This window comes from Pseudomonas sp. UBA5666 (assembly GCF_002420785.1).
Classification (GTDB): domain Bacteria; phylum Pseudomonadota; class Gammaproteobacteria; order Pseudomonadales; family Pseudomonadaceae; genus Aquipseudomonas; species Aquipseudomonas fulva.
In genome coordinates this window covers 1-22,081 of the sequence record NZ_DIIQ01000034.1, presented here as the reverse complement: position 1 = coordinate 22,081, position 22,081 = coordinate 1, and the positions used below count along the sequence as shown (strand labels likewise).

The window sequence follows — 22,081 nt, the reverse complement described above, 5'->3', positions numbered from 1 at the left end:
GGGCTTCTACTGTGTGGGAATTGGTCAAGTCAGGCGGTTGGATGATGCTGCCGATCATTCTGAGTTCCATCGCCGCCATGGCTATCGTCGTCGAGCGCCTGTGGACCCTGCGCGCCAGTCGCGTCAGTCCTCCCCACCTGCTGGGCCAGGTGTGGATGTGGATCAAGGACAAGCAACTGACCAGTGACAAGCTCAAGGCCCTGCGTGCCGACTCGCCCCTGGGGGAGATCCTCGCGGCAGGGCTGGCCAACTCGCGTCATGGTCGCGAAATCATGAAAGAGTGCATCGAGGAAGCCGCCTCGCGCGTCATCCACGAGCTGGAGCGCTACATCAGCACGCTGGGCACCATTGCCGCCATGGCGCCGCTGCTGGGCCTGCTGGGCACCGTGCTGGGCATGATCGACATCTTCAGCGCATTCATGGGGTCGCAGATGACCGCCAACGCCTCGGTGCTGGCGGGCGGTATTTCAAAGGCCCTGGTAACTACCGCAGCCGGGCTGATGGTCGGTATCCCGGCGGTGTTCTTCCATCGCTTCCTGCTGCGCCGCATCGATGAGCTGGTGGTGGGCATGGAGCAGGAGGCGATCAAACTGGTGGAGGTGATTCAGGGGGACCGTGAGGTGGAAGTGGCGGGAGGCAAGGCGTGAAGTTTCGGCGCAATCGCCAGCGCGAGAACATCGACATCAACCTCGCGTCGTTGATCGACGTAGTGTTCGTGTTGTTGCTGTTCTTCGTGGTCACCACCACGTTCACCCGCGAAACCCAGCTGCGCGTCCAGTTGCCCGAAGCGGCCAGCGCCGAGCGGGCACCGGGCGATGAGGGCAAGTTGGTAGAGATCACCATCAGTGCCGAAGGGGTGTATTCAGTGAATAACCACCTGCTGCCCAAGAGCGACCTGGCCACCCTCAGCGAGGCCATCGAGCGTGAATCAGGTGGCGACAACACACTGCCCCTGGCCATCAGTGCCGACGGCAAGACCCCGCACCAGGCTGTGGTCACCGCAATGGATGCCGCCGGCAAGCTCGGCTTCAGCCAGTTGCGCATGACCACCGTCGAGGCGGCCCAGAGCACACCCTGATGACACTAGCCGATCGCCTGCTTGCTGCCTGGTACACCGGCCATCCTGCACTGGCGTTGCTGCGTCCGCTGGAAGCGCTGTACCGCTGGGTGGTCAAACGCAAGCGCAGGCGTTTTCTCAACGACCAGCGGGCCAGCTACCGCGCCCCGGTGCCCGTCATCGTGGTGGGAAACATCACCGTCGGCGGTACGGGCAAGACCCCCATGATTCTCTGGCTGATCGAGCACTGCCGCCAGCGGCGCTTGAGGGTAGGGGTGGTCAGCCGTGGCTATGGCGCCAAGCCGCCGCAGTTGCCTTGGCGGGTCACGGCCGATCAGGCTGCCGAGCAGGCGGGCGACGAGCCGCTGCTGATCGTGCAGCGTACCGGTGTGCCGCTGATGATCGACCCGGACCGCGCCCGTGCGGTGCAGGCCCTGCTGGCCAGCGAAAACCTGGACCTGATCCTGTGTGACGACGGCATGCAGCACTACCGCCTGGCGCGAGACCTAGAATTGGTCTTGATCGACGCCGCTCGCGGCCTGGGCAACCGCCGATGCCTGCCGGCCGGCCCCTTGCGCGAGCCTGTCGAGCGCCTGAAGGCGGCCGACGCGATCCTGTTCAATGGCGCGGAGCAAGACACTGCCGAAGGCTTTGGTTTTCGCCTGCAGCCCAGCGCATTGGTCAACCTGCGCACGGGCGAGCGCCGGGCACTCGACCATTTTTCCGCCGGCCAGCGCCTGCATGCAGTGGCCGGCATCGGTAATCCGCAGCGTTTCTTCAATACTTTGCAAGGGCTAGGCTGGCAGCCGCTGCCGCACCCCTTTGCCGACCACGCACAATTCAGTGCCCAGAACCTTGCCTTCACACCGCCACTGCCGCTGGTCATGACCGAGAAGGATGCGGTGAAGTGCCGCTCTTTCGCGGCCGAGAACTGGTGGTACCTGGCTGTGGAAGCCCAACCCACGCCGGCATTTGGCACTTGGTTCGACCTGCAGTTGCAACGTTTGCTACCCAAGCCCTGATCCCGTTTTCAATGTCGGCCATCTGGCCAAAGGAAGCCTTTTATGGACACCAAACTGCTCGATATCCTGGCCTGCCCAATCACCAAGGGCCCGCTCAAGCTCAGCGCCGACAAGACCGAGCTGATCAGCAAGGGCGCCGGCCTTGCCTATCCCATTCGCGACGGTATCCCGGTCATGCTGGAAAGCGAGGCACGTACCCTGACCGATGATGAGCGCCTGGACAAATGAGCCTGGATTTCACTGTCGTCATTCCAGCCCGCCTGCGCTCCACGCGCTTGCCAGGCAAGCCCCTGCTGCCCATCGCCGGCAAGCCAATGGTGCAACACGTGTGGGAACAGGCGCGCCGAAGTGCCGCCAGCCGTGTCGTCATCGCAACCGACGATGCCGGCATTTACGAAGCTTGCCAGGCATTTGGCGCCGAAGTGCTGATGACCCGCGTCGACCATGAATCCGGCACTGACCGACTGGCCGAGGTGGCCGTGCAGCTCGGTCTGCCCAGCGACGCCATCGTGGTCAACGTGCAGGGTGACGAGCCGCTGATTCCGCCAGTGATCATCGACCAGGTGGCCGCCAACCTGGCGGCTAACCCGCAAGCCGGTATTGCGACCTTGGCCGAGCTGATCCACGAACCGCAAGCGGTGTTCAACCCCAACGCAGTCAAGGTGGTGAGCGACAAGAACGGCCTGGCCCTGAGCTTTAGCCGTGCGCCGCTGCCGTGGGCCCGCGATGCGTTTGCCAAAGGCCAGGATCTGCCACCCGGTGTGCCTTACCGTCGCCATATCGGCATGTATGCCTATCGGGTTGGTTTCCTCCATGATTTCGTCGGCTGGGGCCCATGCTGGCTGGAGCAGACCGAGGCGCTGGAGCAGCTGCGTGCGTTGTGGCACGGCGTGCGTATTCATGTTGAAGATGCCATCGAGGCCCCCGCCGTGGGCGTGGACACCCCTGAAGACCTGGAGCGCGTACGGCGCTTGCTGGAGGCCTGATGCGCGTTCTGTTCGTGTGCCTGGGCAACATCTGCCGCTCGCCTACTGCCGAAGGCGTGCTGCGTCATCAACTGCAGGCCGCAGGGCTTGCCGATCAGGTGCAGGTAGCCTCGGCCGGTACGGGCGACTGGCACGTTGGCAAGGCGCCCGATAGCCGCACCCTCAAGGCCGCGCTGGCACGTGGCTACGACCTGTCGAAGCAGCGTGCCCAGCAGGTCAAGGTGGCGCACTTCGCCGAGTACGACCTGATCCTGGCGATGGATCAGAGCAACCTGCGCGATCTGCGTGCCCTGCGCCCGTCCACGGCAGTGGGTGAGCTCGACCTGTTTTTGCGCCGCTACGGTTCTGCGCTCGATGAAGTGCCAGACCCGTACTATGGCGGTGCCGACGGCTTCGAGCAGGTGCTCGACCTGATCGAAACCGCCTGCCAAGCGCTGGTCGTGGAAATCAAGGGGCGGTTATGACCGAGCATTGGCAGGAGCAGGTCTCGCTCAAGCCGTACAACACCTTTGGCATCGACGTGAAAGCGCGCTATTTCATCCAGGCCAAAGACGACCTGCAGGTGCGTCAGGCGCTGGACGGTGCGCAGCAGCAGGGTGTACCGGTGCTGGTGATCGGTGGGGGCAGCAACCTGCTGCTGACCCGTGATGTCGATGCCCTGGTGCTGCACGTCGCAACCCAGGGTCGTCGCGTGCTCACTGACGATGGCGAACACGTTGTGGTCGAGGCCGAGGCGGGTGAGGCCTGGCACCCGTTTGTGCAGTGGACGCTCGCGCAGGGGTTTTGCGGGTTGGAGAACCTCAGCCTGATTCCCGGCACAGTAGGCGCTGCACCCATGCAGAACGTGGGCGCTTATGGCGTCGAGATCAAGGATGTCTTCGCTGGCTTGACCGCGCTGGACCGCAAGACGGGTGAAGTCCGTGACTTCGCCTTGACCGACTGTGCGTTCGGCTACCGTGACAGCCTGTTCAAGCGTAACCCTGGTCGCTGGCTGATACTGCGTGTGCGTTTCGCCTTGAGTCGCACCTTGCAGGCGCGCTTGGACTACGGCCCGGTGCGTCAGCGCCTGGCCGAGCAGGGCAGCACCGTGCTCACTGCGCAGGCCATCAGTGATGCTATCTGCAGTATTCGTCGTGAGAAATTGCCTGATCCGGCCGAGCTGGGTAATGCCGGGAGTTTCTTCAAGAACCCCGTAGTCGCGGCGCAGGTGGTTGAGCGCATTCGTGCGCAGCATCCAGATGTCATTGCCTACCCTCAGGCCGATGGCCAAGTGAAGCTGGCAGCGGGCTGGCTGATCGAGCAGGCGGGCTGGAAGGGCTATCGCGAAGGCGATGCCGGGGTGCATCGCCTGCAGTCGCTGGTGCTGGTCAACCATGGCCAGGCGAGCGGGGCGCAAATGCACGCTCTGGCGCGGCGGATCCAGGCCGACATCCTGGAGCGGTTCGGGGTTGAGCTCGAGATGGAGCCCAATCTTTATTGATGCTGCCTACAGCGTCGTCCAGGCGCCGTGTCCGTCCACAAGGGTAAACGCCCGACCAAGAAAAAGCCCCGCCAGTTCGCACTGGCGGGGCTTTTTCATTCAGCCTTGGCTATCAACCCTGGTGGGTTTTTTGCTCGTCGGCGGTCTCTGGCGTTGGCGCGTCGGTAGCAGCGGTAGCCTGAGCGGCTTTGGCGGCAGCCTCGGCTTCACGCTTGCGGCGACGCACTTCACGTGGATCGTTTGGTGCGCGGCCGTTGGACAGCATGACGGTGGCAGGCTCTGCCACGGCGGCTGCGGCGGCTGCTGGCTCAGGCTCAGGCGCGGCCGTTTCAGGCTCGGCCACAACCTCTGGCTCGGCCACCTTTGGCTGGGCCTCGACCGCCGGGGCGGGCTGTTCGGCTACCGGGGCAACCTCGATCACGGAAGGTGCCTGCTCGATTTCGCCGGCTTCGATAGCCGGGGCTTCTGCAGGTACTTCAGTGACTGGCGCTTCAGGTGCCTGAACGTCTGCCGGGGCTTCAACGGCTGCGGTTTCGGTGGCCGCGGCTGGCTCAGCAACGGAGGCTTGTTCAATTGCCGGCTGCGGGACGACCTCAACCACTGGCTCGGCCGAGGCCTCGACAAACGGCGCTGGCTCGCTGACTGGCTGCTCGACCGCCGGGGCCACGGCGGCCGCTTCTGCTTGGGCCACAGCGTCAGTCTGCTCGACCGGTTGGGCGATTTCGCTGCTGTCGGTTGGGGCAACAGCGGCGACTTCGGCGGTAGCGCGCTCGGCCTGCTGATTGGCCTGGGCCTCGGCGTCGGTGCTGATGTTGCTGGTCGCAACCGCAGCGGTCACCGCGACGCCTGCGGCCAGCTCTGCGCCCAGCTCGGTGGCCTGGCGCTGTTGAGGCTGCTCTTCGCTGCCTTCTTCTTCACCGTCGATCAACTCACCATTGGCGTTGCGCTGGCGCTCGCGACGGTTGCTGCGGCGACGCTGGCCACGCGAGCGGCGGCGCGGACGCTCGCCATCGTTGCCGTCCTGCTCATCCTGCAGTTGCTCTTCGTTCGGCAGTTGCTCTTCGGCCAGCTCGGCGGCGTGTTCTGCTGCTTCCTCGGTCGTGCGTGGCTGACGTTCTTCACGAGGTTGGCGCGGGGCGCGTTCTTCCCGGGCTGCACGCTCTTCACGAGGCGCTTGATCTTCACGCGGAGCACGCTCTTCGCGAGGTGCGCGCTCTTCACGTGGGGCGCGCTCTTCACGCGGAGCACGCTCTTCCCGAGGCGCGCGCTCTTCACGCGGAGCACGTTCTTCGCGAGGTGCGCGCTCTTCACGCGGAGCACGTTCTTCGCGAGGCGCGCGATCTTCACGTGGAGCACGTTCTTCGCGGGCTACGCGCTCTTCACGCGGCTGACGCTCCTCGCGTTCTGCTGGCGGTGTAGCGTCCAACGGCTCGCGCAGTTCACGCACGCGCTCTTCGCCACGGTTGCCGCGACGGTCCTCGCGCGACTGGCGTGGTGCACGCTCTTCGCGCGGGGCACGTTCTTCTCGTGGTGCACGTTCTTCACGCGCAGCACGTTCCTCGCGTGGCTGGCGTTCCTCGCGCGGGGCGCGCTCGGCACGCTCTTCACGCGGCTTGCGCTCTTCGTCGCGACGACCGTTACGGTTACGGCTCTGCTGGCGTCCGTTACGGCGTTCCTCGTTGCGCGGGCTGCGCTCGGTAGTCGGCTTTTCAGCGGCAGGGGCGACAGGCGCGGCAGCAGGTTCTTCCTTGCCAGCGAACAGGCTCACCAGCGACTTCACCAAGCCCTTGAACAGGCTGGGCTCCGGGGCGCTTGGGGCAGGGGCGGCGGCTGGCGCAGGCTGTGGCTGCTCGGTGGCAGGCACAGGTGCGTTCGCACGGGCCGGGGCGGTTTTCACAGCGGCTTCCTGGCGAACCAGGGTGCGGGTGGCGGTCGGCTGTGGCGCTTCTTCGGTCTCGCTGGCGGCGATTTCGTAGCTGGACTGGTTGTTCAGTACTTCAGGGTTGTCGTCGCGCAGGCGCTGGACTTCGAAGTGTGGGGTTTCCAGGTGATCGTTCGGCAAGATGATGATGCGTGCACGGGTACGCAGCTCGATCTTGGTGATGGAATTGCGCTTCTCGTTGAGCAGGAAGGCGGCCACCGGGATCGGCACCTGGGCACGGACTTCGGCAGTGCGATCCTTCAGGGCCTCTTCTTCGATCAGGCGCAGGATAGCCAGCGACAGCGATTCCACGTCACGGATGATGCCGGTGCCCGAGCAGCGCGGGCAGACGATGCCGCTGCTTTCGCCCAGCGACGGACGCAGGCGCTGACGGGACATTTCCAGCAGGCCGAAGCGCGAGATGCGGCCAACCTGCACGCGAGCGCGGTCGGCCTCGAGGCATTCACGCACGCGCTCTTCCACGGCGCGCTGGTTCTTGGCAGGGGTCATGTCGATGAAGTCGATCACGATCAGGCCGCCGATGTCACGCAGGCGCAGCTGGCGGGCGATTTCCTCGGCCGCTTCCAGGTTGGTCTGCAGCGCGGTTTCCTCGATGTCGCTGCCCTTGGTGGCGCGTGCCGAGTTGATGTCGATGGACACCAGCGCTTCGGTCGGATCGATCACGATCGAACCGCCTGATGGCAGCTCGACCACGCGCTGGAACGCGGTTTCGATCTGGCTCTCGATCTGGAAGCGGTTGAACAGCGGGACGCTGTCTTCGTACAGTTTGACCTTGCTGGCGTACTGCGGCATGACCTGGCGAATGAAGGTCAGGGCTTCTTCCTGGGCATCGATGCTGTCGATCAGCACTTCGCCGATGTCCTGGCGCAGGTAGTCGCGGATGGCGCGGATGATGACATTGCTTTCCTGATAGATCAGGAACGGCGCGGCGCGGTCCAGCGAGGCTTCCTTGATGGCGGTCCACAGCTGCAGCAGGTAGTCCAGGTCCCACTGCATCTCTTCGCTGCTGCGGCCAAGGCCGGCGGTGCGAACGATCAGGCCCATGTCGCCTGGTACGGTCAGGCCATTGAGCGCTTCGCGCAACTCGTTGCGCTCTTCACCTTCGATGCGACGGGAAATGCCGCCGGCGCGTGGGTTGTTGGGCATCAACACCAGGTAGCGGCCGGCCAGGCTGATGAAGGTGGTGAGGGCGGCGCCTTTGTTGCCGCGCTCTTCCTTCTCGACCTGGACGATGACTTCCTGGCCTTCGCTGAGCACTTCCTTGATGTTGACGCGGCCTTCAGGGGCCTTCTTGAAGTATTCGCGGGAGATTTCTTTCAGCGGCAGGAAGCCGTGACGTTCGGAACCGAAGTCGACGAAGGCGGCTTCGAGGCTAGGTTCGATGCGAGTGATCTTGCCTTTGTAGATGTTGGCCTTTTTCTGCTCACGTGCACCGGACTCGATGTCCAGGTCGTAGAGGCGTTGGCCGTCCACCAGGGCTACGCGCAACTCTTCGGGTTGAGTGGCGTTAATCAGCATTCTTTTCATGTTGTACCGTCGGTTTCCGGGCTGCCGGAAACGGCGTTCGGCACACACGACGTCTCATGGTCGGTGCCAAGGTGCGCAAAGGGTGGTTAACCACCCCCGTGTCGAGCGACGTTCGGCACCAGCCGGTTGCCCAGCCTGCCGTTGTCGCGACGACGCGTCCTGTTTTGCTGCGGTGCCAACAAGGCCCCGGAGGCTTCGAATTGTTATCCGAATCAACCAAGCGGGCCTGGTGCACTCAGTCAGGAGGAGGAATCAACCTTCAGCCGTGGACGCCCAGGGGCATCTGTTCAGGACCTTATCCGCTCGCCAGCCGTATGATGGGGCTGGTGGCCGGACGCGGTGCTACACGGTCCGAGGGCTGTGCATCTCCACCCTGCACGTATCCCTGATAATTCGGGTGCTGCCGCGCGCTGAATCCGCAACGGGTTGCATTTTTCGCCAGCGCGATTCTGCGCTGGCGCCATTCATGTCCAAGGCAGGTATTTCCGAGGCATTCGCCATGGGTTGCGTGGAAGCGACGGGCGGGCAGAGGTACTGCGAAAAGAAGCGTGTAAGCAGGTTTGACACCGCACTTGTCGTTTATTTTCGGTCTTCTCTACACGGCGCTGGTGGCGATTCCAGGCAATTCGGTAAACTGGCGAACCCCCGTAGGACGGCCTCGCGTCCTGGAGAATTGCGTAGGTCAGTGACTGGCGCACAGCCTGATTCCACTGGCCTGCCGCTTATGGCGGCGTTCGCGACTATAGCAGCAATGATTAAGTGCTTCAATTCCATAAAAATTGTATGATTGCGCCATGACAACCAATACCTCTCCGACTTCCGGCGTCCAGCTGATTGAAGTCGCGCCGGAACTTGCCGGCCAGCGTATCGACAACTTTCTCATCACAGCCCTCAAGGGTGTGCCCAAGACCTTGGTCTATCGCATCCTGCGCAAGGGCGAGGTGCGAGTGAACAAAGGTCGGGTCAAGCCCGAGTACAAGATCCAGGCGGGCGACATCGTGCGGGTGCCGCCCGTGCGACTGCCTGAGCGCGACGAGCCGGCGCCGGTGGCTCAGGGGCTGCTGCAGCGGCTCGAAGCCGCCATCGTTCACGAAGACAAGGCGTTGATCGTGATGAACAAGCCTGCCGGGATCGCCGTGCATGGCGGTAGCGGGCTGAGTTTTGGGGTGATCGAGGCGCTGCGTCAGTTGCGCCCTGATGCCAAGGAGCTGGAGCTGGTGCATCGCCTGGACCGGGACACCTCTGGCCTGCTGATGATCGCCAAGAAGCGCAGCATGCTGCGCCATCTGCATGCTGCGCTGCGCGGGGATGGCGTGGACAAACGCTACATGGCCCTGGTGCGCGGTCACTGGCCAACCGCGAAGAAACAAGTCAATGCACCGCTGCTCAAGAGCAACCTGCGCTCAGGCGAGCGCATGGTCGAAGTCAACGACGAAGGCAAGGAGGCGCTGACCCTGTTCCGTGTACTGCGCCGCTTCGGCGACTTCGCCACCCTCGTGGAGGCGCGCCCGATCACGGGCCGTACCCACCAGATTCGCGTGCATGCCCTGCATGCCGGGCACATGATCGCAGGCGACAGCAAGTATGGCGACGAAGATTTCAGTCGCGAAATCCGCGAGCTGGGCGGCAAGCGTCTTTTCCTGCACGCGTATGCGCTGACGGTGCCGCTTCCGGATGGTGGGGAGCTCAAGTTGGAGGCGCCCGTGGATGAAATGTGGGCCAAGACCGTGGAGCGTTTGAGTGCGCCGTGACTACGCGCTGCTGATCTTCGACTGGGACGGCACCTTGGCCGACTCCGTCGGGCGCATCGTCGAGGCCATGCAGGTTGCTGCCGAGCGCGCCGGCCACGCGCCCAGTCAGGAACAGGCCATCAAGGGGATCATCGGGCTGTCGCTGGCCGAGGCGATCCACACCCTTTATCCGCGTCTGACACCTGAGCAGGTAGAGCGCTTTCGTCAGCACTATGCCGATGTCTACACGGCGCTCGATCAACAGCCTTCGCCGCTGTTCGACGGCGTCGTCGAATCGCTGGCGGCCTTTCGCGCCGAGGGCTATCGAATGGCGGTGGCTACCGGCAAGGCGCGCCGCGGTCTTGACAGGGTGCTCAAGGCCAACGGCCTTGAGCGGTTTTTCGATATCACGCGTGCGGCCGATGAGACGCGCGGCAAGCCCCACCCACTGATGCTCGAACAAATACTCGACCATTGCGGCGTCGAACCGGGTCATGCGCTGATGGTCGGAGATTCTGCGTTCGATCTGCAGATGGCCAGTAACGCGGGGATGCACTGCGTCGCCGTGGGTTATGGCGCAATGTCGCTCCAGGCGCTGGCCGAGTTCGGGCCGCAGGTTTGTATCGATCACTTTGGCCAGCTGCGCGAGTGGCTGTCCGGTTCCGCAGGTTCATTTTCGAGGTAGGTGAGCATGGCAGGCGAATGGAAGGCCCCCGAGGCCGAGCCCGAGGAGCGCGAGGAGCGCAAAAGTTGGAAGCTGCTGGAAAAGACCTTGCTGGCGGGGATCCAGGAACAGCGCCGGTCGCGACGCTGGGGTATCTTTTTCAAGCTGCTGACGTTCATCTATCTCTTCGGCATCCTGGCGCTGTTCCTGCCCTGGGCCGACATGGACAAGGCTGCCTCGGGCGGTGCCAGTCATACAGCCTTGGTGGAGGTACGCGGGGTCATCGCCGACCAGGAGGCTGCCAGTGCCGACAACATCGTCAAGGGCCTGCGCGATGCCTTCAAGGACAGCAAGACCAAGGCCGTGGTCCTGCGCATCAACAGCCCGGGCGGCAGCCCCGTGCAGGCAGGCTATGTGTATGACGAGATTCGCCGCCTGCGTGCCGAGCACCCTGGCATCAAGCTGTACGCCGTCATCACCGACCTGGGTGCGTCGGGAGCCTATTACATCGCCAGTGCCGCCGATGAGATCTATGCCGACAAGGCCAGTCTGGTCGGGTCGATTGGCGTGACGGCTGCGGGCTATGGTTTCGTTGGCGCCATGGACAAGCTTGGCGTGGAGCGCCGGCTCTACACGTCCGGTGAGCACAAGGCGTTTCTCGATCCCTTCTCACCGCAGAAACCTGAGGAGACTCAGTTCTGGCAGGGCGTGCTGGACACCACCCACAACCAGTTCATCGCCATGGTCAAGCAGGGGCGGGGCGAGCGACTCAAGGACAAGGATCACCCGGAGCTGTTCAGCGGCCTGGTCTGGTCCGGCGAGCAGTCCAAGGCGCTTGGCCTGATCGATGGCCTGGGCAGTGCCAGCTATGTGGCGCGTGAGGTGGTGGGCGAAAAGGATCTGGTGGATTTCACCGTGCAGGAATCGCCACTGGACCGTTTCTCCAAGCGCATGGGCGCCAGCGTGGCAGAGCGCCTGGCCATGTGGATGGGTTTCCAGGGCCCGCAATTGCGTTAAGCCCAGTCGCCTCTAGGGGGTCGGTGCACGACCCCCGGTTTGGCTATGGTACGCGCACTCCCTCCAGGGCCAGCATGTCGACGAGCCGTATCAGTGGGAGCCCCACCAGGCTGGTCGCATCGCACCCCTCGGTGCTTTCGAACAAACTCACGCCAAGCCCTTCGGCCTTGAAACTACCGGCGCAATCGAGGGGCATTTCCGCTGCCACGTAGCGTTCGATACGCTCTCGGTCCAGCGTCCGCAGCTTCACGGTGAACGGCACGCAGTCCACCTGGCACTGCCCGGTGGCGCTGTTGAGCAGCGCCAGTGCGGTAAGGAACGTTACCTGCTGGCCACTGCAGGCGAGCAGCTGTTCGCAGGCTCGCTCGACCGTGTGGGGCTTGCCCAGAATGTGCTCGCCTAGCACCGCGACCTGATCCGAGCCGATGATCAGGTGGTTTGGGTGGCTGCCCGCAAGGGCTTGGGCTTTTTGCATGGCCAGGCGCTGGACCAGGTCGATTGCAGGCTCTTGCGGCTGGCGCGTCTCGTCTATGTCAGGGCTTGCCCAGGTGAACGGAAGGCGCAGGCGCGCAAGCAGTTCGCGGCGATAAAGGGAACTGGAAGCCAGTAACAGTGCAAGCATGGTAAGCTCCTGATTCGGTTGAACCCATCCTATCACGCACGATGCCACCAAATTCCTTTGACAGGGACGGGGGGCATCCCTAGAATGCTGCGCCTATGTTGAATGACCCGATTCCACCTCACGTTGACCCGCGCAAATTGGCTGATCGTGGCGTAACCCTTAGCGGTTCGCTACCACTCGCTGATTTGGAAAGACTCTGCGACCCGCTTTCCGACAATGTCGGTACGGTGCAGGCGAAGTTCGATTTTGAACGAGACGAACAGCACACTGTGGTTATCCACAGCGAGCTGGATGTCGAGGTCAAGATGGTTTGCCAGCGTTGTCTTGAGCTGGTCACCCTGCCGATCCACAGCGAGTGTACCTACGCCGTGGTGAAGGAGGGTGCGAATACCCAGTCGTTGCCGAAAGGCTATGACGTGCTGGAACTGGGCGAAGATCCATTGGATCTGCAGGCGCTGATCGAGGAAGAGCTGTTGCTCGCCTTGCCCATCGTGCCTGCTCATCATCCGGAAGAATGCCAGCAGCCGGCGGGCGCAGACGAGCCCGACTCGAGCAAGGACGAGGTATCGCGGTCCAACCCGTTCAGTGTTTTGGCGCAGTTAAAGCGTGACCCAAACGTTTAGGAGTTAATCAATTATGGCTGTTCAGCAGAACAAAAAATCCCGCTCTGCCCGTGACATGCGTCGTTCGCACGATGCCCTGTCGGAAAACGCGCTGTCGGTAGAGAAGTCCACCGGCGAAGTGCACCTGCGCCACCACGTTTCGCCAGAAGGCGTATACCGTGGTCGCAAAGTGATCGATAAGGGCGCTGACGAGTAATCCTTGTCCGCTCAGATCATCGCGATCGACGCAATGGGCGGGGACTTCGGTCCCCGCAGCATTGTCCAGGCTAGCATCGCCTGCCTGTCGGCTACCCCCTCGCTTCACCTGACCCTCGTCGGTCAACCCTCCCTCTTGGAAGAACTTGTCAGCGGCTATTCAGCTGCCGATCGCGCGCGCCTGCACATTCTCGGTGCCGCAGAAGTGATCGGTATGGACGAGCGGCCTTCACAGGCATTGCGCGGCAAACCGGATTCATCCATGCGTGTTGCCTTGGAGCTGGTGCGTGACGGCAAGGCCCAAGCCTGTGTCAGCGCCGGTAATACCGGGGCCCTGATGGCGCTGTCTCGTGGCGTGCTCAAGACGCTGCCAGGCATCGATCGTCCAGCCATGGTAGCCGCCATCCCGACACGCACCGGCTACTGCCAGCTGCTTGACCTTGGCGCCAATGTCGACTGCACGGCCGAGCAGCTTTACCAGTTTGCGGTGATGGGGTCGGTGGCGGCGCAGTCGCTGGGCGTGCAGCGCCCGCGAGTGGCACTGCTGAACGTGGGCACCGAAGACATAAAGGGTAATCAGCAGGTCAGGCTGGCGGCAAACCTGTTGCAAGGGGCTCGCGGCCTCAATTACGTCGGTTTCATCGAAGGTGACGGCTTGTACGAAGGGGCAGCGGACGTGGTGGTCTGCGACGGTTTCGTTGGCAATATCCTGCTCAAGTCCAGCGAAGGGTTGGCCACCATGATTGCGCAGCGTATCGAGCAAGCGTTCAGGCGCGGGCTGTTGTCGCGCCTGGCGGGCGCTGTGGCCATGCCGCTGCTCAAACGTGTGCAGGCTGATCTGGCCCCGGCACGGCACAACGGTGCCAGCTTTCTGGGGTTGCAGGGCATCGTCGTCAAAAGCCACGGCGCGGCAGGCGTGGAGGGTTTTCAGAGTGCAATCCAGCGCGCCCTGATCGAAATTCAGGAGAATCTGCCAAAGCGCCTCCATGGTCGCCTGGAGGATTTGCTCACGTAGTGTGATGCGAGCCCGCGCTTAGCGGTCTTGCCGACGAAATGCTTAAATGTGACCGCACGGTTTCGGTCTTCATCCAAATGTTCAGATTCTGCGCCCGGCATGCGCCAGGCGCCTCTATCCGACGACAAGATCATAAGGGCTTGTTCAATGTCTGCATCTCTCGCATTCGTCTTTCCAGGTCAAGGTTCCCAGTCGCTGGGCATGCTCGCCGAGCTCGGCGCGCAGAAGCCGGTGATCATCGAGACCTTCAAGGAAGCTTCCGAGGCGCTGGGTTACGACCTTTGGAAACTGGTTCAGGAAGGTCCGCAAGAGCAACTCGATCAGACCGATAAAACGCAGCCGGCCATTCTGACCGCCTCCATTGCGCTATGGCGCCTGTGGCTTGAGGAGGGCGGCGCCAAGCCTGCATTCGTCTCGGGTCATAGCCTGGGTGAGTACAGTGCCCTGGTCGCAGCGGGCAGCATTAGCCTCAAGGACGCCGTTCGCCTGGTCGAGCGCCGCGGCCAGTTGATGCAGGAAGCCGTGCCTGCCGGGCACGGTGCCATGGCCGCAATCCTGGGGCTGGACGACGCCGTCGTGGTACAGATCTGCACCGAAGCGGCTGAAGACGAAGTCGTCAGCGCGGTCAATTTCAATTCGCCGGGCCAGGTGGTGATCGCCGGTAACAAGGCCGCCGTGGACCGGGCCATGGAGCTGTGCAAGGCAAAAGGCGCCAAGCGCGCCTTGCCGCTGGCAGTCAGCGTACCGTCGCACTGCGCGCTGATGAAACCTGCGGCCGAACGATTTGCCGCTGCGGTCAATGCCATCGAGTGGCAGGCGCCACAGATTCCGGTTGTGCAGAATGTGACAGCTGCTATCGCACCCGATCTGGAGGCGCTGAAGCGTGATCTGCTGGCCCAGCTGTACCAGCCCGTGCGCTGGGTCGAGTGCGTCCAGGCGCTGGCTGCCAACGGTGCGGTGCACCTGGTCGAGTGCGGTCCGGGCAAGGTCCTGGCTGGCCTCAACAAGCGCTGCGCCGATGGCGTAACCACCTACAACCTCAACACCCCTGACGCCGTTGCCGCCACGCGTGCGGCACTGGCCTGATTTGGAGAAGCTTGCATGAGCCTGCAAGGTAAAGTTGCACTGGTCACTGGCGCCAGCCGTGGCATTGGCCAGGCCATCGCCCTGGAACTGGGTCGCCAAGGCGCCACCGTCATCGGTACTGCGACCTCGGCCTCGGGTGCCGAGCGTATTGCCGCGACCCTGAAGGAACATGGTATTGCCGGTACCGGCATGGAGCTGAACGTGACCAGCGCCGAATCGGTTGATTCGGTACTGTCGGCCATCGGCGAGCAGTTCGGTGCGCCGACCGTTCTGGTGAACAATGCGGGTATCACGCGTGACAACCTGATGCTGCGCATGAAGGACGACGAGTGGTTCGATGTCATCGATACCAACCTGAACAGCCTCTACCGTCTGTCCAAGGGCGTGTTGCGCGGCATGACCAAGGCGCGCTGGGGCCGTATCATCAGCATCGGCTCGGTGGTCGGCGCCATGGGTAACGCTGGGCAGGCCAACTATGCTGCGGCCAAGGCCGGTCTGGAAGGCTTCAGTCGCGCCCTGGCGCGTGAAGTGGGCTCGCGCGGTATCACCGTCAACTCGGTCACTCCGGGTTTCATCGATACCGACATGACCCGCGAGCTGCCAGAAGCGCAGCGCGAAGCCCTGCAGACCCAGATTCCGCTGGGCCGCCTGGGTCAGGCAGATGAAATCGCCAAGGTGGTTTCGTTCCTGGCCTCTGACGGCGCAGCGTACGTGACGGGCGCAACCGTGCCCGTCAATGGCGGGATGTACATGTAATATCGCCGTTCAATGTGACGGATTTCGTAAAAAAAGAGTCATACTGCGAGCCTAAAATCCGTTATAAAGCTGCAATCAGATTCCAGGGGGCTGGTCGTGGGACTAGGCTGAAGGCGCGTTGAGCTTGAAAAGCGGACGTTCTTCTATAAAATTAGCCACCGGCCAGCTGCCTGACATATATCCATTAGGAGTGAAAACTAGGTATGAGCACCATCGAAGAACGCGTCAAGAAAATCGTCGCCGAGCAACTGGGCGTCAAGGAAGAAGAAGTGACTAACGAGAAGTCCTTCGTCGATGACCTGGGTGCCGATTCGCTTGACACCGTTGAGCTGGTGATGGCTCTGGAAGAGGAATTCGAGACCGAGATTCCTGACGAAGAAGCCGAGAAGATCACTACCGTTCAAGCTGCCATCGACTACGTCAACAGCCACCAGGCCTAAGACGCTGTAGTCGACGCTTCTTGTCGGGAAAAACCGCACTGCCTTGACTGGCGTGCGGTTTTTTCTTTGCAAGCTTTGGCTGTCGCCGTGTCGGCTGCCAGGCCCCGCATCGAGAGCTTGTTGCCATTTCATTCCGTCCAACTGGATGCAATGGCAAGAAACTCTGTCATTAGAAAAGGAGAGTACTGTGTCGCGTAGACGCGTCGTGGTCACCGGTATGGGCATGCTGTCGCCACTGGGTACCGATGTACCGAGCACCTGGCAGGGCATTCTGGCTGGCCGCAGTGGCATCGGTCCGATCGAGCATACGGATCTTTCTGCCTACTCCACCCGTTTTGGTGGCTCGGTGAAGGGCTTCGAGGTTGAACAGTACTTGTCGGCCAAAGAGGCTCGCAAGCTGGATCTGTTCATTCAATACGGTTTGGCAGCCGGTTTTCAGGCAGTGCGCAACGCCGGCCTGGAAGTGACCGACGCCAACCGTGAGCGCATAGGCGTGGCCATGGGCTCGGGCATCGGCGGCCTGACCAATATCGAGGAGACCAGCCGTACATTGCACGACGCAGGCCCTCGGCGCATCTCGCCGTTCTTCGTGCCAGGCTCGATCATCAACATGATCTCCGGCTTCCTGTCGATCCACCTGGGCCTGCAAGGGCCGAACTACGCCATCGCCACCGCCTGCACCACCGGTACCCACTGCATCGGCATGGCTGCGCGCAACATTGCGCATGGCGAGGCTGACGTCATGATCGCCGGCGGCGCTGAAATGGCCGCCTGTGGGCTCGGCATGGGCGGGTTTGGCGCATCGCGCGCGCTTTCCACCCGCAACGATGAGCCTGCGCGGGCCAGTCGCCCCTGGGACAAAGGCCGTGACGGCTTCGTCCTGTCCGACGGTGCCGGTGCCTTGGTGCTCGAAGAACTTGAGCACGCCAAGGCACGGGGTGCAACGATCTACGCCGAGCTCGTAGGGTTTGGCATGAGCGGTGATGCTTATCACATGACGTCGCCACCCGAATCGGGCGAAGGCGCAGCCCGTTGCATGGTCAATGCCCTGCGCGATGCCGGCGTGCAGCCGCAGGAGGTCAGCTACATCAACGCCCACGGCACCTCGACGCCGGCGGGGGACTTGGCCGAAGTGGCAGCCATCAAGCGCGTGTTCGGCGAGCACGCCTACAAGCTGGCCGTGAGCTCCACCAAGTCGATGACCGGGCACCTGCTGGGGGCTGCCGGTGCGGTGGAGGCCATCTTCAGTGTGTTGGCGATCAACAGCCAGATGGCGCCGCCGACCATAAACCTGGATGAGCCGGACGAAGGCTGTGACCTGGACTTCGTGCCGCACCAGGCCCGCAGCATGCCGATCGATGTCGTGCTGTCCAATTCGTTCGGCTTTGGTGGCACCAACGGCTCCCTGGTGTTCCGCCGGTTCGCCGAGTGATGCAAAGCTGGGTCGATGGCACGCCTGCGGCTGCGATCAACCTGCACAACCGCGGGTTGGCGTATGGGGATGGTCTGTTCGAGACCTTCGCTGTGCGCAAGGGGCAGCCCTCGCTGCTGGATGAGCACATGGCGCGTTTGGCACTGGGCTGTCAGCGCCTGTCCATCGCCACCGACGTGGCCCTGGTGGCCGATGAAGTAAGACGCTATGCCGCTCAGCTGGGTGAGGGCGTGGCCAAGCTGATCCTGACCCGCGGTGACAGCCAGCGCGGGTATGCACCCGCATCTGGCGTCGTGGCGCGGCGCATCCTGCAAGCCAGCCCGTTGCCCATCTACCCAGCCGAACACGCCGAGTTGGGCGTGCGCCTGTTCATGTGCCAGACCCGGCTCGGGGAACAACCCTTGCTGGCAGGGCTCAAACACCTCAACCGCCTCGAGCAGGTGCTGGCACGGTCCGAATGGCAGGGCGGCGAATACGCCGAAGGCCTGATGCGTGACGGTCAGGGCCGGCTGATCGAGGGTGTCTACAGCAATTTGTTCCTGGTCAAGCAAGGCACGCTTCTTACTGCCAAGCTTGATCGCTGCGGGGTAGCGGGCGTGATGCGCGCCGCACTGCTGGCGCGGGCGAAGCTGATGAATATCCCTGTGCAAGTGCGTGACCTGGCGTTCGATGAGCTCGGACAGGCTGATGAAGCATTCGTTTGCAATAGTGTTTACGGCATCTGGCCCGTCCGCACTGCAGGCGCGCTAAACTGGCTGCCTGGCCCGCTCACCCGAACGTTGCAGGCCGTTGCCCGTACGTTACTGGAAACCTGAATTCGTGAGACGTAAATTCCTGCTGCTGCTGGAAATGTGCCTGATCGTCATGGGCCTGGCCCTTGGCTGGTCGGCCTGGAAGGTCCATTCGGTGTTGGATCAACCTGTGCATGTGGCACAGGAGCGCCTGCTGGATGTGCCCAATGGCGCTACGCCCAATCGCATGTTCTACCGCATGCAACAAGAGGGGCTGTTGGACGACGCGCTATGGCTCAGGTTGTACTGGCGCTTCAACATGGCCGGCGTGCCGCTGCATACGGGCGAGTATCGCCTGACCCCCGGCATGACCGTGAAACAGCTTTTCGACGCCTGGCAGCGGGCCGACGTGGTGCAATACAACCTGACCCTCGTCGAAGGCTGGACGTTCCGCCAGGTGCGCGCGGCGGTGGCCAAGCACGAAAAGATCAAGCAGACACTTGATGGCCTCTCCGATGCCCAAGTCATGGAAAAGCTGGGGCACGCTGGCGTGTTCCCGGAGGGCCGCTTCTTTCCGGACACCTATCGCTTCGTGCGCGGCATGAGCGATGTGGAACTGTTGCAGCAAGCCTACATGCGCCTGGAAGAGGTGCTGGCGCGCGAGTGGGCGGAGCGCGCCCGCGACCTGCCTTATCGTGATCCTTATCAGGCACTGATCATGGCCTCGCTGGTGGAAAAGGAAACCGGCATTCCACAGGAACGCGGGCAGATCGCAGGCGTCTTCGTCCGCCGTCTGCGCCTGGGCATGATGCTGCAGACCGATCCAACGGTCATCTATGGCATGGGCGAGCGTTACAACGGCCGCATCACACGCGCTGATTTGCGCCAGCCGACGCCTTACAACACCTACACCATGACTGGGCTGCCGCCGACACCTATTGCGATGGTCGGCCGTGAGGCCATCCATGCGGCGTTGAACCCGGCAGATGGCACCAGCCTTTACTTCGTCGCGCGCGGTGACGGTAGCCACGTCTTTTCCGATGATTTGGACGATCACAACTCTGCTGTACGCGAGTTTCAGCTCAAGCGTCGGGCAGATTACCGCTCAAGCCCCGGCACTGCGCAGCCAACCCCCTCGGACAATGTGGCGCCGTCCGGTTCATCTCAGGCGCCTGAGGCGGGAGCATCGGATGATGCATCTGCTCCGGCCGCTGCGCCTGAACAGGGTAAGGTCGATGGCGATCGGGCGACCGAACCGTCGGCGCCCGACGCCCCCCAATAAGGACTGTATGTGAGCGGCTTGTTTATTACACTGGAAGGCCCCGAAGGCGCGGGCAAGAGCACCAACCGGGAATACCTGGCTGCCCGGCTGCGCGAGCAAGGGCTGGACGTGGTGCTGACCCGCGAGCCAGGCGGCACGCCACTGGCTGAAAAGATTCGTGAGTTGCTGCTGTCGCCGAGCGATGAGGCGATGCACGCCGATACCGAGCTTTTGTTGGTGTTCGCTGCACGCGCTCAACACCTTGCACAGGTGATCCGACCGGCGCTGGCGGGTGGGGCGGTGGTGCTGTGTGACCGGTTCACAGATGCAACTTACGCCTATCAGGGGGGCGGGCGCAGCTTGCCCGTCGACCGTATCGCGACGCTTGAGCAGTTCGTGCAGGACGACCTTCGCCCTGACCTGACGTTGGTGTTTGATCTGCCAGTCGAAGTAGGCCTGGCCCGCGCCGCAGCGCGAGGGCGGCTGGATCGGTTCGAGCAGGAAGGGCAGGCGTTTTTCGAGGCGGTCCGTCGCGCCTACCTGGAACGCGCAGCTGCGGCACCCCAACGCTATACGTTGCTGGATGCGTCGCAGTCGCTGGCGAACGTTCAGCAAGCGTTGGACAGATTGCTGCCAGGTATCGTGGAGCGCTGCCGTGGCTGATGCCTATCCTTGGCAGCAGACGCTATGGGAGCAACTGGCTGGCCGCGCCCAGCATGCCCATGCCTATCTGCTGCACGGTCCCAAGGGGATAGGCAAGCGTGATCTGGCCGAGCGTCTGATGGCGCGGCTGCTGTGCCAGCGGCCTAATGGCACGCTGCCTTGTGGCCAGTGCAAGTCCTGCCATTTGCTCAAGGCCGGTAGTCACCCTGACAACTTCATGCTTGAGCCTGAAGAGCTGGACAAGCCAATCAAGGTGGATCAGGTCCGTGAACTGGTTGCATTCGTCGCTCAGACCGCGCAGTTGGGCGGGCGCAAGGTCGTCATGATCGAGCCTGTCGAATCGATGAACGTGAACGCCTCCAATGCGCTGCTCAAAAGCCTGGAGGAGCCTTCTGGCGACACGGTGCTGCTGTTGGTGACCCACCAACCCAGCCGCTTGCTGCCTACCATCAAGAGCCGGTGCCAGCAGGTCACCTGTCCACAGCCGACCAAGGCCCAGAGCCATGCCTGGCTGGCCAGCGCCTTGCCGGAGACTGATGAGGCCCGGCGTGACGATCTGTTGACCTTGTCTGCCGGCTCGCCGCTGTTGGCCCTGAGTCTTCATCAACACGGCGTGCATGAACAGCGTGCCCTGGTGACCGACGGTGTGAAGAAGCTGCTCAAGCAGCAGCAGTCGCCCAGCCAGTTGGCCGACGCCTGGACAGCCGTGCCGTTGTTGTTGCTGTTCGATTGGTTTTTCGACTGGGCCCAGCTGATCCTGCGTTACCAGTTGACCCAGGACGATGATGGCCTTGGCATGGCCGACATGCGCAAGGTGGTGCAATACCTTGCGCAAAAGAGCCGTCCGGCGAACGTCCTCGAGGTTCAGGCCTGGATCCTTGAGCAGCGTCAGAAAGTGCTGGGCAAGGCGAACCTGAACCGTGCTTTGCTAATCGAATCGTTGCTGGCTCATTGGCTACAACTGCCAACTGGGCGCTGACTTTAATCCTTATCCGTGTGTGTACCCATGCTTGTAGATTCCCATTGCCATCTTGACCGCCTTGACCTCAGCGCCCACGGGGGTTCGCTCGATGCTGCCTTGAAGGCAGCACGCGCTCGGGGTGTCGGGCACTTTCTGTGCATCGGTGTCAGTGCCGAAAATGCAGGCGCAGTCAAAGCGTTGACCGAGCAATACAGCGATGTGGATTGCTCGGTAGGCGTTCACCCGCTGGACCTAGCGCCGGGTGCAGCGCCTGCCCTGGACTGGCTGTTGACCGAATTGGCCCATCCCCATGTAGTGGCGATCGGTGAAACCGGCCTGGATTACCATTACGAGCCGGAAGCTGCCGAACTGCAGCAGGCGTCATTTCGCTTGCACCTGGAAGCTTCGCGGCAGACGGGAAAACCGGTGATCGTCCATACCCGAGCGGCCCGTGCCGATACCTTGGCGCTGTTGCGTGAGGCGAACTTGCCGCAGGCAGGCGTTCTGCACTGCTTTACCGAAGACTGGGAAATGGCCAAGGCGGCGTTGGATCTTGGGTATTACATCTCGCTTTCGGGGATCGTGACGTTCCGTAATGCCGAGGCGTTGCGGGAGGTGGCGCGGCAGGTGCCGACGGATCGGCTTCTGGTGGAAACCGACTCGCCGTATTTGGCGCCGATTCCCTATCGGGGTAAACCTAACCTGCCTCAATATGTGCGGGAAGTCGCTGAATATGTGGCTTCATTACGGTGCGTCAGCTATGAACAGTTGGCTGAGCAGACCACTACAAACTTCAAGCGGTTGTTTCCGTTGGCAAGGGTTTGCTAAGCCGCATACTCTGAGTTAACGCTGCAGCTGCAGCTGCAGCTGC

The 22,081-nt window shown here is 62.6% G+C and carries 24 protein-coding genes; 22 read left to right on the top strand and 2 right to left on the bottom strand.

The window, feature by feature from the left end; all coding sequences use genetic code 11:
• The first annotated feature begins 11 nt into the window (after window positions 1-11).
• Genes B2Y33_RS14880 through murB form a run of 7 tightly spaced genes read left to right on the top strand, consistent with a single transcriptional unit; the run spans window position 12 to window position 4,545 of the window.
• The gene (locus tag B2Y33_RS14880) at window positions 12-647 is read left to right on the top strand and encodes a MotA/TolQ/ExbB proton channel family protein (RefSeq protein ID WP_023533075.1); all 636 of its coding nucleotides are present in this window, start codon (window positions 12-14) and stop codon (window positions 645-647) included.
• Window positions 644-1,078 carry an ExbD/TolR family protein gene (locus B2Y33_RS14875; protein WP_028687688.1) on the top strand — a complete coding sequence of 145 codons (435 nt, stop codon included), beginning with the start codon at window positions 644-646 and terminating at the stop codon, window positions 1,076-1,078. The genes B2Y33_RS14880 and B2Y33_RS14875 overlap by 4 nt, the downstream gene beginning before the upstream one ends.
• Window positions 1,078-2,079 (top strand): tetraacyldisaccharide 4'-kinase, encoded by a 1,002-nt coding sequence (gene lpxK / locus B2Y33_RS14870; protein WP_104925956.1) that lies wholly within the window; start codon window positions 1,078-1,080, stop codon window positions 2,077-2,079. The genes B2Y33_RS14875 and lpxK overlap by 1 nt, the downstream gene beginning before the upstream one ends.
• 42 nt (window positions 2,080-2,121) lie before the next feature.
• Window positions 2,122-2,307 (top strand): Trm112 family protein, encoded by a 186-nt coding sequence (locus B2Y33_RS14865; protein ID WP_003247142.1) that lies wholly within the window; start codon window positions 2,122-2,124, stop codon window positions 2,305-2,307.
• Window positions 2,304-3,065: a 3-deoxy-manno-octulosonate cytidylyltransferase gene (kdsB, locus tag B2Y33_RS14860; RefSeq protein WP_023533083.1), complete on the top strand. Its 762-nt coding sequence runs from the start codon at window positions 2,304-2,306 to the stop codon at window positions 3,063-3,065. The genes B2Y33_RS14865 and kdsB overlap by 4 nt, the downstream gene beginning before the upstream one ends.
• Window positions 3,065-3,529 carry a low molecular weight protein-tyrosine-phosphatase gene (locus tag B2Y33_RS14855; RefSeq protein ID WP_028687685.1) on the top strand — a complete coding sequence of 155 codons (465 nt, stop codon included), beginning with the start codon at window positions 3,065-3,067 and terminating at the stop codon, window positions 3,527-3,529. The genes kdsB and B2Y33_RS14855 overlap by 1 nt, the downstream gene beginning before the upstream one ends.
• Window positions 3,526-4,545: a UDP-N-acetylmuramate dehydrogenase gene (murB, locus tag B2Y33_RS14850; protein ID WP_206406095.1), complete on the top strand. Its 1,020-nt coding sequence runs from the start codon at window positions 3,526-3,528 to the stop codon at window positions 4,543-4,545. Before B2Y33_RS14855 ends, murB begins: the two co-directional genes overlap by 4 nt.
• A gap of 112 nt (window positions 4,546-4,657) precedes the next feature.
• On the opposite strand, the gene rne is transcribed toward murB, so the two are convergent.
• The gene (gene rne / locus B2Y33_RS14845; RefSeq protein WP_206406096.1) at window positions 4,658-8,014 is read right to left on the bottom strand and encodes a ribonuclease E; all 3,357 of its coding nucleotides are present in this window, start codon (window positions 8,012-8,014) and stop codon (window positions 4,658-4,660) included.
• A 794-nt stretch (window positions 8,015-8,808) separates the two neighbouring features.
• Here rne and rluC point away from each other — a divergent pair.
• The 3 genes from rluC to B2Y33_RS14830 are packed head-to-tail and all read left to right on the top strand — an operon-like array spanning window position 8,809 to window position 11,425.
• On the top strand, window positions 8,809-9,765 hold the full coding sequence (gene rluC / locus B2Y33_RS14840; protein ID WP_023533098.1) for a 23S rRNA pseudouridine(955/2504/2580) synthase RluC: 957 nt from the start codon (window positions 8,809-8,811) through the stop codon (window positions 9,763-9,765).
• Window positions 9,755-10,429 (top strand): HAD family hydrolase, encoded by a 675-nt coding sequence (locus B2Y33_RS14835; protein ID WP_049696349.1) that lies wholly within the window; start codon window positions 9,755-9,757, stop codon window positions 10,427-10,429. Before rluC ends, B2Y33_RS14835 begins: the two co-directional genes overlap by 11 nt.
• Before the next feature lie 6 nt (window positions 10,430-10,435).
• Window positions 10,436-11,425 (top strand): S49 family peptidase, encoded by a 990-nt coding sequence (locus B2Y33_RS14830; RefSeq protein ID WP_206406097.1) that lies wholly within the window; start codon window positions 10,436-10,438, stop codon window positions 11,423-11,425.
• A 43-nt stretch (window positions 11,426-11,468) separates the two neighbouring features.
• Here the strand turns inward: B2Y33_RS14830 and B2Y33_RS14825 are convergent, their stop codons facing one another.
• Window positions 11,469-12,047, bottom strand: coding sequence for a Maf family protein (locus B2Y33_RS14825; protein WP_027914356.1), 579 nt, complete (start codon window positions 12,045-12,047; stop codon window positions 11,469-11,471).
• Window positions 12,048-12,142: 95 nt separating this feature from the next.
• On the opposite strand from B2Y33_RS14825, the gene B2Y33_RS14820 reads away from it, so the two are divergent.
• The 12 genes from B2Y33_RS14820 to B2Y33_RS14765 all read left to right on the top strand — a co-directional run bounded on the left by B2Y33_RS14820 (window position 12,143) and on the right by B2Y33_RS14765 (window position 22,038).
• Window positions 12,143-12,670, top strand: a complete 528-nt coding sequence (locus tag B2Y33_RS14820) for a YceD family protein (protein WP_027914357.1) — start codon at window positions 12,143-12,145, stop codon at window positions 12,668-12,670.
• Between the two features lie 13 nt (window positions 12,671-12,683).
• A complete protein-coding gene (rpmF, locus tag B2Y33_RS14815; protein WP_008096416.1) occupies window positions 12,684-12,866 on the top strand; it encodes a 50S ribosomal protein L32 in 183 nt (60 codons plus the stop codon).
• A 3-nt stretch (window positions 12,867-12,869) separates the two neighbouring features.
• A complete protein-coding gene (gene plsX / locus B2Y33_RS14810) occupies window positions 12,870-13,880 on the top strand; it encodes a phosphate acyltransferase PlsX (RefSeq protein ID WP_080992891.1) in 1,011 nt (336 codons plus the stop codon).
• A 147-nt stretch (window positions 13,881-14,027) separates the two neighbouring features.
• Window positions 14,028-14,966 (top strand): ACP S-malonyltransferase, encoded by a 939-nt coding sequence (gene fabD, locus B2Y33_RS14805; RefSeq protein ID WP_080992890.1) that lies wholly within the window; start codon window positions 14,028-14,030, stop codon window positions 14,964-14,966.
• Between the two features lie 15 nt (window positions 14,967-14,981).
• Window positions 14,982-15,722 carry a 3-oxoacyl-ACP reductase FabG gene (fabG, locus tag B2Y33_RS14800; protein WP_027914360.1) on the top strand — a complete coding sequence of 247 codons (741 nt, stop codon included), beginning with the start codon at window positions 14,982-14,984 and terminating at the stop codon, window positions 15,720-15,722.
• Between the two features lie 203 nt (window positions 15,723-15,925).
• A complete protein-coding gene (acpP, locus tag B2Y33_RS14795; protein ID WP_027914361.1) occupies window positions 15,926-16,162 on the top strand; it encodes an acyl carrier protein in 237 nt (78 codons plus the stop codon).
• Between the two features lie 187 nt (window positions 16,163-16,349).
• Window positions 16,350-17,594 (top strand): beta-ketoacyl-ACP synthase II, encoded by a 1,245-nt coding sequence (gene fabF, locus B2Y33_RS14790; protein ID WP_023533084.1) that lies wholly within the window; start codon window positions 16,350-16,352, stop codon window positions 17,592-17,594.
• The gene (gene pabC, locus B2Y33_RS14785; protein WP_027914362.1) at window positions 17,594-18,409 is read left to right on the top strand and encodes an aminodeoxychorismate lyase; all 816 of its coding nucleotides are present in this window, start codon (window positions 17,594-17,596) and stop codon (window positions 18,407-18,409) included. Before fabF ends, pabC begins: the two co-directional genes overlap by 1 nt.
• 4 nt (window positions 18,410-18,413) lie before the next feature.
• A complete protein-coding gene (gene mltG / locus B2Y33_RS14780; protein WP_042139780.1) occupies window positions 18,414-19,607 on the top strand; it encodes an endolytic transglycosylase MltG in 1,194 nt (397 codons plus the stop codon).
• A gap of 9 nt (window positions 19,608-19,616) precedes the next feature.
• Entirely contained in the window at window positions 19,617-20,249 is a 633-nt protein-coding gene (tmk, locus tag B2Y33_RS14775; protein WP_027914363.1) for a dTMP kinase, read from the top strand.
• Entirely contained in the window at window positions 20,242-21,228 is a 987-nt protein-coding gene (locus B2Y33_RS14770; protein WP_028687679.1) for a DNA polymerase III subunit delta', read from the top strand. Before tmk ends, B2Y33_RS14770 begins: the two co-directional genes overlap by 8 nt.
• 27 nt (window positions 21,229-21,255) lie before the next feature.
• Window positions 21,256-22,038: a TatD family hydrolase gene (locus B2Y33_RS14765; RefSeq protein ID WP_027914365.1), complete on the top strand. Its 783-nt coding sequence runs from the start codon at window positions 21,256-21,258 to the stop codon at window positions 22,036-22,038.
• Window positions 22,039-22,081 lie beyond the last annotated feature (43 nt).